This is a genomic window from Glycomyces tenuis DSM 44171 (assembly GCF_000427885.1).
Classification (GTDB): Bacteria; Actinomycetota; Actinomycetes; order Mycobacteriales; family Micromonosporaceae; genus Glycomyces; species Glycomyces tenuis.
Window position 1 is genome coordinate 109,931 of sequence record NZ_ATYW01000015.1, and the last position, 11,979, is coordinate 121,909.

The 11,979-nt window shown below is 71.4% G+C and carries 9 protein-coding genes; 3 read left to right on the plus strand and 6 right to left on the minus strand.

Translation table 11 applies throughout. The annotated features are described in order from the left end of the window. The first annotated feature begins 147 nt into the window (after positions 1-147). Together YWW_RS36935 and YWW_RS31065 are read left to right on the plus strand one after the other, a co-directional pair. Positions 148-1,128 (plus strand): biliverdin-producing heme oxygenase, encoded by a 981-nt coding sequence (locus YWW_RS36935; RefSeq protein WP_051325920.1) that lies wholly within the window; start codon positions 148-150, stop codon positions 1,126-1,128. Between the two features lie 113 nt (positions 1,129-1,241). Continuing rightward, positions 1,242-2,048, plus strand: a complete 807-nt coding sequence (locus tag YWW_RS31065) for a M23 family metallopeptidase (protein WP_081687523.1) — start codon at positions 1,242-1,244, stop codon at positions 2,046-2,048. 246 nt (positions 2,049-2,294) lie between these two features. Here the strand turns inward: YWW_RS31065 and pcrA are convergent, their stop codons facing one another. The 4 genes from pcrA to YWW_RS0116535 form a co-directional block, all read right to left on the minus strand. After that, positions 2,295-4,541, minus strand: a complete 2,247-nt coding sequence (gene pcrA / locus YWW_RS0116520; protein ID WP_026930968.1) for a DNA helicase PcrA — start codon at positions 4,539-4,541, stop codon at positions 2,295-2,297. A gap of 139 nt (positions 4,542-4,680) precedes the next feature. Then, on the minus strand, positions 4,681-4,950 hold the full coding sequence (locus YWW_RS0116525) for a chorismate mutase (RefSeq protein ID WP_026930969.1): 270 nt from the start codon (positions 4,948-4,950) through the stop codon (positions 4,681-4,683). A 279-nt stretch (positions 4,951-5,229) separates the two neighbouring features. Beyond that, on the minus strand, positions 5,230-6,369 hold the full coding sequence (locus YWW_RS0116530) for a thioester domain-containing protein (protein ID WP_026930970.1): 1,140 nt from the start codon (positions 6,367-6,369) through the stop codon (positions 5,230-5,232). Positions 6,370-6,777: 408 nt separating this feature from the next. Beyond that, positions 6,778-7,932: a Cys-Gln thioester bond-forming surface protein gene (locus YWW_RS0116535; RefSeq protein WP_026930971.1), complete on the minus strand. Its 1,155-nt coding sequence runs from the start codon at positions 7,930-7,932 to the stop codon at positions 6,778-6,780. A 233-nt stretch (positions 7,933-8,165) separates the two neighbouring features. Here YWW_RS0116535 and YWW_RS0116540 point away from each other — a divergent pair, with 233 nt between their 5' ends. After that, positions 8,166-9,413: a phosphatidylserine decarboxylase gene (locus YWW_RS0116540; RefSeq protein ID WP_051325922.1), complete on the plus strand. Its 1,248-nt coding sequence runs from the start codon at positions 8,166-8,168 to the stop codon at positions 9,411-9,413. Here the strand turns inward: YWW_RS0116540 and YWW_RS31070 are convergent. After that, positions 9,410-10,339 (minus strand): NUDIX hydrolase, encoded by a 930-nt coding sequence (locus YWW_RS31070; protein WP_051815671.1) that lies wholly within the window; start codon positions 10,337-10,339, stop codon positions 9,410-9,412. The two genes, YWW_RS0116540 and YWW_RS31070, sit on opposite strands and share 4 nt — an antisense overlap. Before the next feature lie 65 nt (positions 10,340-10,404). After that, positions 10,405-11,949 carry a glutamine-hydrolyzing GMP synthase gene (guaA, locus tag YWW_RS0116550; RefSeq protein WP_035699007.1) on the minus strand — a complete coding sequence of 515 codons (1,545 nt, stop codon included), beginning with the start codon at positions 11,947-11,949 and terminating at the stop codon, positions 10,405-10,407. Positions 11,950-11,979: the final 30 nt, after the last annotated feature.

An 11,979-nucleotide genomic window follows, 5' to 3' on the forward strand; every position in this document is an offset into this window, starting at 1 on the left:
TGTGAGTACGACTCGCATTATTCTCTCCGATGCTCGATCCGTCCTTGATGACGGGTCCGGCGATCGCGTCCACGGCCCTCCGAGACGCGGTAGCTTAGGCTTGCCTTACCATCGAATGGGAACGCTGATCACTTTGGGGGGCCGCACATGCCGGCGAACACCGCAAGCGACATCGCGTCAACGCCGTTCTCGGTCCGCGTCCGCGAAGCGAGCCGGTCGAGGCATCGGGCACTCGATCCGGGCGACGGCGACGGCGAGGCGCCCGGCGTGTTCGGCCGGCTCTTCGAGGGCACGCTCCCACTGGGCGACTACACGCGCTGGCATGCGCAGCAATACTTCGTGTACGAGGCGATCGAGTCGGCCGCCGAGCACTGGAGGGGCCACCCGGTCGCCGGGCCGTTCGTCTTCGGCGAGCTGGCGCGGCTCGACGCGCTCGCGTCCGATCTGGAATTCCTCCTGGGGCCCGACTGGCGCACCGCGATCGCGCCGCTCGCGGCCACCCGAGGCTACGTCGAGCGGATCGAACGGGCCGCCGGCGCCCGGCCCGGCGGCTACATCGCCCACGCCTACACCCGCTACCTCGGCGACCTCTCCGGCGGGCAGGCCTTCGGCAAGGCCGCGCGCCGGAGCTTCGACTTCGCGGACGGCGGCGCGGCCTTCTACGACTTCACCGGCATCCCGGACCCGGGGGCGTTCAAGGACGCCTACCGCTCGCTGCTGGACGAGGCCGAGCTCGACGAGGCCGAGCGGGAGGACCTCATCGACGAGGTCCTCACCGCATACGACCACAATGGATCGGTCTTGGCGGCGCTGGCCTCGCACCTCAGCGAAGGCGAGAACCCGTTCGGCCCCGACGTCGTCGCCGCGGTCCGCCGGCACATGAACGAGGACCACGCCGCCGACACGCTCGTGATGTGCCGCGGGCTCGGCGGCCGCCCCGAGGCGACCGCGGCCCGCATGACCGGCCTCGACGGCTCCGGCGGCGACTACGTCGTCACGGTCGGCGGCGTCGAGGAGGCCATCCGGATCCCTTGGGGCCGAACACTCACCGAACGCGCCGAGATCCGGCCCGAAGTGGTGCGGATCTTCACCGAGTCGCAGGAGGCGCTGCGACACACCGACCGGTGACGAATCTCGCTCCGCCGCGCGAGGCGGCGTTACGGTGTTCCGGTTGTCATGCTCACGTTTGCGCCCGCCCGCGGGCGCGTCGCGATGAGCGCAGCCACGAACCCGGAGGATAGATGTCCCGACCCGGACCGGCCGGCGCCGGAACGATCCGACGCCACGCCACCCGGCCGCACCGCATGCGAGGCCAGCACCGCGCCTCGTGGGCGGCCGAACTCGCCCCGCTGATCGACGGAACGCAGCGCCGATACACCGCCGTCGTCGGCTCCGCCGTCGCGGCCTCCTCGATCGTCGCCATGGCCGGCGCCGCTGGCCTTCCCGCCGACGAGCCCGACCCGGCCGCCTCGGACGCCGTCGCCGACATCGCCGCGATCGCCGAGGAGACCGCCGCCCCCGCAACGGGTTCGGCCGAGCAGCCCTCCGGCGAGCGGTCCTCGCACGCGCCGGCCGAGGCGACCGCCGCGGCCGAGGCCGCGCCGAGCGAAGCCGCCGCCGAGCAGCGCGACTCGCCGATCGCCGCGCAGCCGGCGCAGATCGAATGGCAGCCGATGCTCGACGACATCAACATCACGTCCCTGTTCGGGCAGCGGTGGGGCCGCAACCACAACGGGATCGACTTCGCGGCGGCCACCGGCACGCCCGTCTACGCCGCCTCCCCCGGCACCGTCGCCTACGCCGGATGGGAGTCGGGCTTCGGGAACCTCGTCGTCATCGACCACGGCGACGGCGTCGAGACCTACTACGCCCACAACTCGGAGATCGTCGTCGCCGAAGGGCAGTGGGTCGAGGCGGGCACGCACATCTCCGACGCGGGCAACACCGGCTTCTCGCTCGGCCCGCACGTGCACTTCGAGGTGCATGTGGACGGCGAGCCGGTGGAGCCGATCGGCTACCTCGAATCGGCCGGTCTGGAGCTGACCTAGGGCCTGGTTAAGCATCCCGGGCGAGGCGGTATCCGAGTCCATTTGTTCGCTCGCAGTGCCAAGGTATGGCTCGCAAGCGTCGCCACGAGGGCGGAGGGGCGCCCAGATCCCGGTGTTGGATCTGGTCGCCCCGACAACGCAGCCTTCCCTTCAGAGCGAGCGCAGCGAGCACGATGTCGGGTGGCGGTGGGCGACGGGCGGGGCAAACGGGCCGGATAACGCCCGTCCAGGATGCTTAACCAGGCCCTAAAGCTTCGTGATCGGGGCGAGCCTGAGGATCACCCATTTGGGCTCGCCGTCGCCGAAGTCGATGCGCGCCTGCGCCCTCGGGCCCGAGCCCTTGAGCTCGACGACCCGGCCCAGGCCCCACTTGTCGTGGGTGACCCTGTCCCCCACCTCCAAGGACGGCACGTCCGCCGGGTCGCGGATCGCGATCGGCTGCCCGAAGGAGGGCGTGCGGCCCTTCGGCGGGCGCGGCGGCGGCGCCGCCTCGGTCCATTCGATCAGCCCCGAGGGGATCTCGGAGAGGAAGCGGCTGGCGGCGTAGAACTCCGGCTGCCCGAACACGTTCCGCGTCCCGGCGCGGGTGACGTGCAGGTGCTTGCGGGCCCGGGTGAGGCCCACGTACGCGAGCCGCCGCTCCTCCTCCAGCTCGCTCGGCTTCGACATGGACCGCTCGTGCGGGAACATGCCGTCGTCCATGCCGGTGAGGAACACGGTGTCGAACTCCAGGCCCTTCGCGGTGTGGAGCGTCATCAGCGTCACCACGCCGCCGTCCCCGGCCTCGGGGTCGGGAATGGAGTCCGCGTCGGAGACCAGCGCGACGTGCTCCAGGAACGAGGCGACGTCGGCGGCCATGTCGGGCTCCTCGTCGACGGCGTCGGCCGCGCCGCGCACGACCTGCTCGGTGAACTCGTGGGCGACGGCCACGAGCTCCTGGAGGTTCTCCACGCGGCCTTCGTCCCTGGGGTCGGTGCTCTGCTCGAGCCCTTCGAGGTAGCCGGTGTCGGCGATGAGCTTGTCGAGGACCTCTTCGGGCCCGGCCGTGCGCGCCAGTTCGGTGGCCTCGTCGATGATCTCGCAGAACCGCTTGATGCCGCCGCGGGCCCGCGCCGAGACACCGGCGGCCTCGTCGGCGCGGTGCAGGGCCGCCGGGAAGGAGATCCGGTGCCGGGCGGCGAGCGCCTCGATCTCGGCGACGGCGCGGTCCCCGACGCCCCGCTTGGGCACGTTGACGACTCGCTGCGCCGAGACGGTGTCGTCGCCGTTGACGGTGAGCTTGAGGTAGGCCAGAAGGTCGCGGACCTCTTTGCGCTCGTAGAAGCGCACGCCGCCGACGACCTTGTAGGGGATGCCGCGGCGCACGAAGACCTCTTCGAAGGCGCGGGACTGAGCGTTCGTCCTGTAGAAGATCGCGACGTCGCCGAAGGCGGTCTCCTTGGCGTCGACGAGCTCGTCGATGCGGTTCGCGACCCAGGCGGCCTCGTCGTGCTCGTTGTCGCCGGTGTGGCCGAGGATGGGCGCGCCCGCGCCCTCGTCGCTCCACAGTCGCTTCTCGCGGCCGCGTTCGGTGTTGTTGCGGATGACGCCGTTGGCGGCGTCGAGGATCGTCTGCGTGGAGCGGTAGTTCTGCTCCAAGAGGATCGTCTTCGCGTCGGGGTAGTCGCGCTCGAACTCGATGATGTTGCGGATCGTGGCGCCGCGGAAGGCGTAGATGGACTGGTCGGCGTCGCCGACGACGCACAGCTCAGCGGCGTCCTCGCCGGTGCCGACGAGCTCCCGCACGAGGACGTACTGGGCGTGGTTGGTGTCCTGGTACTCGTCGACCATGACGTGGCGGAACCGCATCCGGTAGGACTGGGCGACCTCCGGGAAGGCCTGGAGCAGGTGGACGGTGGTGCCGATGATGTCGTCGAAGTCGACCGCGCCGGCCAGTCGCAGGCGCTCGTCGTACTGGGCGTAGACGTCGGCGATGAGCCGGCTGCGGGCGTCGTCGGCCTCGGCGGCGGCCCGCTCGGGCCCGATGAGCTCGTTCTTGAACCGGGAGATCTCGGCGGCGAACCAGCGCGGCGAGTGCTTCTTGGAGTCGAGGCCGAGTTCCTTGACGATCTGGGTGAGCAGCCGCCGGGCGTCGTCGGTGTCGTAGATCGTGAAGCTCGACTTCCAGCCGAGCCGGTGGGCCTCGCGGCGCAGGATGCGCAGGCACGCCGAGTGGAACGTGGAGACCCACATGGCCCGCGAGCGGGGCCCGACGAGGGCGTCGACGCGTTCGCGCATCTCGGCGGCGGCCTTGTTGGTGAAGGTGATCGCGAGGATCTGGCCGGGGTGGACGCCGCGCTCGGCGAGGAGGTGGGCGATGCGGTGGGTGAGGACGCGGGTCTTGCCCGATCCCGCTCCGGCGACGATGAGCAGGGGCGAACCGGCGTGCTCCACGGCTTGTCGCTGCGGTTCGTTGAGGCCGGTCAGCAGGGCTTCGATGGCGTCGTGACTCATAGGTAAGCCATTATGCCCCGGCGCCCTGACACGGCTCGCACCACAGCGGCCGCGGGTCGGGTCCGCGCCGTCTCGCGCGCTTCGCCGGACGGCCGCCGGGGGGGCGGCCCGCCGGACACGGCGGGCCTCCGCGCTCCCTCTAGAGCGGCCCGCGGCCGGCTCGGAGAATGAGCATCGCGATCTGCGTGCCGTCCTCGCCGAGGGCTTGGCGGTACTTGTCGAGGATGGCGCGTTCGCGGTCGAGGACGAGGCGGGTGCCGCCGCCCGCCATGCGGATCTCGCCGACGCGTTTGGACACGTCCGCGCGTTCCTTCCACAGGCGGATGATCTCGTTGTCGAGCGTGTCGATCCGGGTGCGCAGCTCGCCGAGCTCGTCGGTCCCGGTCTGGTCGGCAGTGGTGGCGGTCATCAGGGCTTCTCCTTCAATGTTTCGGATCGATTGTCCGGGTTCGGGCCCTGGGCGCGGAAAAAGCCCCGGGCTCATCGCCCGGGGCTGTAGGTCTGTGGTCAGCGCGACGACCTACGGCTCGGACGATCCGTGCCGTAGTAAAAGTAAAATCGCGCGTTCTGATTCACGTCGGCAAGTATGCCACACGCCCGCCGGTGACACCAGCGGGCGTGTGGGCCTTGTCTCAGATTCCGTGTCGCGGGTCGCGCTCAGGCGAGGGTCCGCGGCGGACGGGATCGGCTACTTCTCCTCGCCGTCCCCGCCCCAGTCGGCGCCCGCGGTGGCGGCGCGGCGGCGCATGAGCACCAGCGCGACGACACCGGCGGCCACGACGGCGGCGCCGATGCCGGCGACCATGGTCAGGCTGGTGCCGGTCTCGGGCAGCTGCGGCTGGGCCGAAGGGCTCTCCGAGGGGACGTCCTCGACGACGATCTCGAACTCGAGCTCGGCGGCGATCTCCTCTTCGTGGGCCTCGGCCAGGATGAGGTTCTGGCCGGGGATGTTCTCCTCGTTGACCGGGACGAAGACGCGGCCGACCGGCGTGGTCCAGATGACCGAGTCGGTCACCAGTGAGACGGTGCCGGACTTCTCCTCGTCGAATTCGACGTAGAAGGTCTGGCCGTCGGTGAACTCGGTGACCTCCTCGCCGTTCTCGTCGACGATGGTCGCGCCCTCGGGCTGGGTGAAGCTCACCGAGCCGAGGTTGGTGGAGACGGTGAAGGGACCGTAGGTGGTGCCGTCGACGACCGCTTCGGAGTCGTCGGCCTCGAAGTACGGGTCCATGTCGGGCTCGTCGGCCGGCTCGGTCTCCAGCAGGTGCGTCTGGATGGCGGCGACGGCCTCGTCGACACCCTGCTCACCGCCGGTCGGGTCCTCGTCGATGACCCACTTGTCGGTCAGGGCCCAGACCGCGGCCTGGGTGCCGGCGTAGGCGACCTGCTCGGGAGTGTAAGGGCTGATGTCCTTGTCGGAGACGCCGGCGGCCTCGATGAGCTCGGCGGCGTTGGAGCCGTTGTAGCCGGCGAGCAGCACGCCGAGCACCTTCGGCAGGTCCTCGACGGGCACCTCGTCCCAGGTGCGCTCCTCGTGGACGTCGCTGCCGCGCAGGCCCACTTCGATCTGGATGCAGTAGACGAGGCGGACGTCGCCCTCGCCCAGTTGGAGGCCCAGGAGGCTGGCCTCGACGTCTTTGTTGACCGACGAGCCTTCGCCGGGGAGCGATCCGTTGAGGATGATGCCGTCGCCGAGGTCGACGAAGGATCCGGTGACGGCCGTGGGGGCGTCGTCGCCGTCCTGAGCCAGCGCGACTCCGCCGGCTCCCAGGCCGACCGCGACGCCGGCGGCAACGGCCAGTGACCCTTTCAGGGCTTTTTTGATCATCTGTTGAAGTCCCTTTTGTTTTCCGAGGGATTGACGCGTTGATTCTGCTTACGACACGCTAGTAGCCTCGCGCAGGTTGCACCCGGCCCGGTTCGGTGGACGAGCGGGCTTCTAGCAGGGATTTCGCCTGCGGCACAGGGTTTTCGGCGCGGGGCGCATGAGCGGCGACACTATAACGATTTAGCATCGGCGCCGATCGCGGTGGTGGACGATCACGCGTGTGGCGCAAAGCGAAACCGGGGGCCGGAACGCATTCGCGCTCCGGCCCCCGGCGCACCGTTCGCCCGAGTCATGGCGGCGAGCCGCCGGAACGCACCCGGCCTCGAACCTGAACGACATGCGCTGGAAGGCATCTGGAAAGACAGGTTCGGGCGTTCCGGCGGCGGCGGGGCTTTTGCCTCCCCGCGTTCACCTGGTCTGTTCGGCTGCGGCCTTCCGCCGCACCAAGGCCATCACGGTGAGTCCGCCGATGAGCATCGCGAGCCCGGTGGCGAAGACGACGGTGAGGTTCGCTCCCGTCTCCGGCAGTTGCGGCCGGGCCGCTTCGGTGGCGCTCTCGCCGGGGCGCTCGTCGGCGGGCAGTTGCAGGGCGAAGGCCCATTCGGCGGGGATGTCGGCCGCTCTCGGCTCGGCGAGGATGAGCATCTGCGAGTCGCCGGACTTGACCGGGTTGACCGCGTCGCCCGAGAGCGACTCGTCGGTGGTGGCCATGAAGATCCGACCCACCGGCAGGTCGTGGGAGGCGTGCCCGGTGATGGTGATCTCCTCGGAGCCCTCGTCGAGCACGATGTAGAACTCGTCGCCGTCGTCGAGCGAGGTCACCTCGCCGCCGTCGGCGTCGACCAGGCTTCCGCCGTCGGCGCCCAGCTCGACCGGACCGGCGTTCGAGCGGATCGTGTAGGGCCCGAACCTGCCGTCCTCATAGGAGGCCTGTTCGGTTCCTTCGAGCTCGATGTAGAACTCCGAGGGGTCGGGGACGCGCCCGGCGTTCGCGGTCAGGTGCTCGTAGATCGCGGCGACGCCCTCGCTCTGTGCCGCTTCGCCGCCGATGACGGCGTCGTCGGCGTCGAGCTTGAAGCCGTCGGTGAAGTGCCACACGGCGGCCTGCGTGCCCGCGTAGGCGACGCGCTCGGTCTCGGCCGGGTCCCAGTCGGCGGCGGGCGCGGCGCCCGCGGCCTCCAGCAGCGCCTCGGCGGTGACGTTCGGGTGGCCGTTGAACAGGACCCAGCGGACCTTCTCGAGGTTGGCCACGCCCGACTCCTCCCAGTCCCCTTCGGTGTAGGGGCTGTCCTGGTCGAGCTCGGTGCGGATGTCGACGCAGTAGACCTGGAGCGTCTCCTCGCCGCCGTGCGGCGTGAGGCCCAGGACGTTCGCCCAGGTGTTCCACTCCTCGCCGTCGAGGGTGCCGCGCAGCTCGAGGCCTTCGTCGATGACGATGTCGCCGCTGACCGGCTCGGCTTCGGCGTCCTCTTGGGCGCCGGCCGGGCCCGCCGGGGCGAGCGCGGCGAGGGCCGCGGCGGCGAGCGTCGCGACGAGTGGGGCGGGGCTCGGGTGTCGTCTCATCGTTCTTCCGTCCTCCTGGAGTGGCGGGGATCCACTTGATACGAAAGGGAAAACGAGGCGGTCCGGCGACGGGCGCGGCCGCTCATACGAATGATTCTTAGGAACCGCCGAAAGTACGATGCCGAATCAGGGCATTGGATTCGTTCCACCACTGGAGCCACGGCCTTCGCGGAGGGCGCCCGGCGGTCCCGGCAGCGCCAGGACGGCGGCCGGAGCGCTCTATAGTCTGGGATATGCCGATCTCGAAAGCCGCGGCTCGCGGCATCACCGACGAATTCAGCCGCCGGCGCGGCCCCAAGAGCGGCCTCGTCGTCGACGCCGCCTGGGGGAACCCGGTGCTGACGGCGGCACTCGAGGCGCTCATGCCGTCCGACCGGCTCACCGTCGTCGCCGACCGGTCCTCCACCTCGGACCTGCGCGCGGCGCTCGACGCCGAAGGCTCCTGGACCGCCGGGAACGTCACCGTCGTCGCCGACCTGTCCGAAGCCGAAGCGGCCGAGCAGGTGATGCTCGCCGCACCCGTCACCGTCGAGGCCGAGGCGTTCATCGCCGACATCGAGACGCTGCGCGCCAAGGTCGCCCCCGGCGGGGTCCTCTCCTTCGCCGCGACGCTCACCGCACCGGCCCGCGAGGAGATCGCCGAACTGGTCGCCGAGTACGGCATCGGCACCGACCTGATCCTCAGATCCCTCCCGCCGCTGCGGATCCACAAGCTGCGCATCGGCTCCGCCGCCTCGGAGGCCGAGCCGCGGGGCATCGCGCCCGCCGAGGACCTCGCCCCGTCGTGGCGGGCCTCCTCGGTGCCGCTGACCCCCGGCATGCACGTCGACTCCAACGGCATGATCGTCGGCGGGCTGCTGCTCGGCGCCGCGTGGGCGGCCAAGCGGATCCGCCCCTCCTCGAAGGCGTGGCTGCTTCCGGCCGCGGCGGCCGTCCCGGCCGCGGCGTTCTTCCGCGACCCGCAGCGCGAGGCGGACCTGCGCGGCGAGGACGACGAGCCCGAGGCGGTCCTGGCCGCCTCCGACGGCAGGATCATGGGCGTCGAGACGGTCGTCGACGAGCGGTTCGGCGCCGCCACCGGCACCGCCGGCGCCGACTGGCTGCGGATCTCGGCGTACCTGTCGGTCCTCGACGTCCACATCAACCGCTCCCCCGTCGCCGGGGAGGTCGTCGACGTGTTCCTCGAGAAGGGCGGCTACGCGAAGGTCTCGGCGCCCGAGGCCGAGCACAACGCCGCCTGCTACACGGTCCTGGCGACCCCGAGGGGCCGCGTCGTGGTCGCGCAGCGCACCGGCGCGGTGCTGCGGCGGATCGTCAACCGCACGAAGGTCGGCGCGACCCTGGCGAAGGGCGAGCGGTACGGGCTCATCCGCTTCGGCTCGCGCACCGACGTCTACCTGCCGGCCGGCGCCGCCGACGCGGTCTGCGCTCCCGGCGAGCCGATCCGCGCCGGCGAGACCGTCATCGCCCGGTGGCGTTAAGCGGCGCGACGCGGCGCGGCCGCGAGCTTGGCCAGGTCCACGACCTGGAGGGCGTCCTCGACGGCCGCGGACAGCGGCAGGTCGGCGAGCGCGCCCGCCTCGAACCAGCGCGAGTCCGAGGTCGAGCCGCCGGCGGCCTCGACGACCTGCGCGGCCGAGGGGTCGGCGACCGTCGCCGAGTAGATGGCCCGCACCCCGTGCCAGTCGAGCGGATAGCCTTCGGGGCCGATGGCGCGGCGGTGCCGGAACGAGGTGACGTTCAGCAGGGCCCCGACGCCGGCGTCCTGCCCGGTCTCCTCGTAGATCTCGCGGAAGACCGCCGCCCGGGGCGACTCGCCGAAGTCGACGCCGCCGCCGGGCAGGTGCCATGTGCCCGCCCCCGGGTAGCCGTCGGCGATGCGCGCCAAGAGGATCCGCCCGGCCGCGTCGGCGACGACGCCGTAGGCGCCGAAGCGCTGGCCCCTCCTGCGGCGGCCCTTCTTGGCCTTCGCGGGCGGCGTGGGCCGCAGCTCGGTGGGGGTCTTGTCGACGCGGCCCGCGAGCCGGTCGTCGGCCAGCCCGAGGCACGCCGAGACGAACGGCGAATGGGCCTCCTGGGCGGCCTTGGCGGGGTCGACCCATTCGACGGCCTCGCCGTCGGCGGCGCCGAGGCCGCCCCGGGCGACGGCCCGGTAGATGATCGCGTTGGTGTGGGTGCCGCGCCTGGCGACGGCGACCGCTTCGAGCGGCTGGGCGACGGCGACCTCGAGGCCGGTGTGCTCGGCCACCAGGCGCTGGGCGGCGCTCGCGGGGGGCTCGCCGTGGTCGATGACGCCGCCCGGCAGATGCCAGGGGGCCGCCTCGCGTCCAGCGCGGCTTCGCCGGGTCAGAAGGAGCCGACCGTTCTCGTCACGTACCTCCCCGTACGCAGCTATCCGGAATTGCATCCCTCAACTGTACGACCTGATCATGGGATGTCTATCTATTCGTCGGAGCGCGGCGGGGCCGGGCGCTACTCCCACTCGATCGTGCCTGGCGGCTTGCTCGTGACGTCGAGGACGACCCGGTTGATCTCGGGCACCTCGTTGGTGATGCGCGTGGAGATCTTCGCGAGCAGCTCGTAGGGCAGCCGCGACCAGTCGGCGGTCATGGCGTCCTCCGAGGTCACCGGGCGCAGCACGACCGGGTGGCCGTAGGTGCGGCCGTCGCCTTGGACGCCGACGGAGCGGACGTCGGCGAGCAGCACCACCGGGAACTGCCACACCGAGCGGTCGAGCCCGGCGGCGGTGAGCTCGGCGCGGGCGATCGCGTCGGCCGAGCGGAGCAGCTCGAGGCGCTCGCGGGTGACCTCGCCGACGATGCGGATGCCGAGCCCCGGGCCGGGGAACGGGTGGCGCCACACCATCGCCTCGGGCAGGCCCAGCTCGATGCCGATGGCGCGGACCTCGTCCTTGAACAGGGTCCGCAGCGGCTCGACCAGGTCGAACTGGAGGTCCTCGGGGAGCCCGCCGACGTTGTGGTGGCTCTTGATGTTGGCCGTGCCGGTGCCGCCGCCGGACTCGACGACGTCCGGGTAGAGCGTGCCCTGGACGAGGAACTCGATGTCCTTCTCGGCGGCGATGTCCCTCGCGGCGGCCTCGAAGGTCCGGATGAACTCCCGGCCGATGATCTTGCGCTTCTCCTCCGGGTCCGAGACGCCCTTGAGCGCGGTCAGGAACTGCTCGGAGGCGTCCACGGCCCGCACGTCGATGCCGGTGAGCTGCGCGTAGTCCTTCTCGACCTGCTCGGCCTCGCCGGCCCGCAGCAGCCCGTGGTCGACGAACACGCAGGTGAGCTGGTCGCCGACGGCGCGGTGCACGAGCGCGGCGGCCACCGATGAGTCGACGCCGCCCGACAGGGCGCACAGCACCCGCTTGTCGCCGACCTGGGCGCGGATCGAGGCGACCTGCTCGTCGATGATCGCCGCGTTCGTCCACGACGGCGCGATGCCGGCGATGTCGTGCAGGAAGTGGCGGATGACGGCCTGGCCGTGGGGGGTGTGGGCCACCTCGGGGTGGTACTGGACGCCCGCCAGGCGCGCTTCGAGGTGCTCGAAGGCGGCGACCGGGGCCCCGGCGGTGGCGGCGACGACGGTGAAGCCCTCGGGCGCCTCGGTGACCGAGTCGCCGTGGCTCATCCACACCGACTGCCGCTCGGGCAGGCCCGCGAGGAGCTTGGACTCGGCGCGGACGTCGAGCTCGGTGCCGCCGTACTCGGACAGGCCGGTCTTGGCGACGGTGCCGCCGAGGGCGCGCGCCATCGCCTGGAAGCCGTAGCAGATCCCGAGGATCGGCACCCCGGAGGTGTAGAGGGCCTCGTCGAGGTGCGGGGCGCCGTCGGCGTAGACGCTGGACGGGCCGCCGGAGAGGATGACGGCGGCCGGGTTCTTCGCGAGCATCTCGCTCGCGGGCATGTCGGAGGGCACGATCTCCGAGTAGACCTGGGCCTCACGGACCCTGCGGGCGATGAGCTGCGCGTATTGGGCCCCGAAGTCGACCACCAGCACCGGTTGTTGCATGCGGTCAAGCGTAACCGGTCGCAGCCGTCA

What these genes read in the sequence shown, in the direction of transcription:
- YWW_RS36935 (WP_051325920.1), top strand. Translation starts at nt 148, where the DNA reads ATGCCGGCGAACACCGCAAGCGACATCGCGTCAACGCCGTTCTCGGTC.
- YWW_RS31065 (WP_081687523.1), top strand. Translation starts at nt 1,242, where the DNA reads ATGTCCCGACCCGGACCGGCCGGCGCCGGAACGATCCGACGCCACGCC.
- pcrA (WP_026930968.1), bottom strand. Translation starts at nt 4,541, where the DNA reads ATGAGTCACGACGCCATCGAAGCCCTGCTGACCGGCCTCAACGAACCG.
- YWW_RS0116525 (WP_026930969.1), bottom strand. Translation starts at nt 4,950, where the DNA reads ATGACCGCCACCACTGCCGACCAGACCGGGACCGACGAGCTCGGCGAG.
- YWW_RS0116530 (WP_026930970.1), bottom strand. Translation starts at nt 6,369, where the DNA reads ATGATCAAAAAAGCCCTGAAAGGGTCACTGGCCGTTGCCGCCGGCGTC.
- YWW_RS0116535 (WP_026930971.1), bottom strand. Translation starts at nt 7,932, where the DNA reads ATGAGACGACACCCGAGCCCCGCCCCACTCGTCGCGACGCTCGCCGCC.
- YWW_RS0116540 (WP_051325922.1), top strand. Translation starts at nt 8,166, where the DNA reads ATGCCGATCTCGAAAGCCGCGGCTCGCGGCATCACCGACGAATTCAGC.
- YWW_RS31070 (WP_051815671.1), bottom strand. Translation starts at nt 10,339, where the DNA reads ATGCAATTCCGGATAGCTGCGTACGGGGAGGTACGTGACGAGAACGGT.
- guaA (WP_035699007.1), bottom strand. Translation starts at nt 11,949, where the DNA reads ATGCAACAACCGGTGCTGGTGGTCGACTTCGGGGCCCAATACGCGCAG.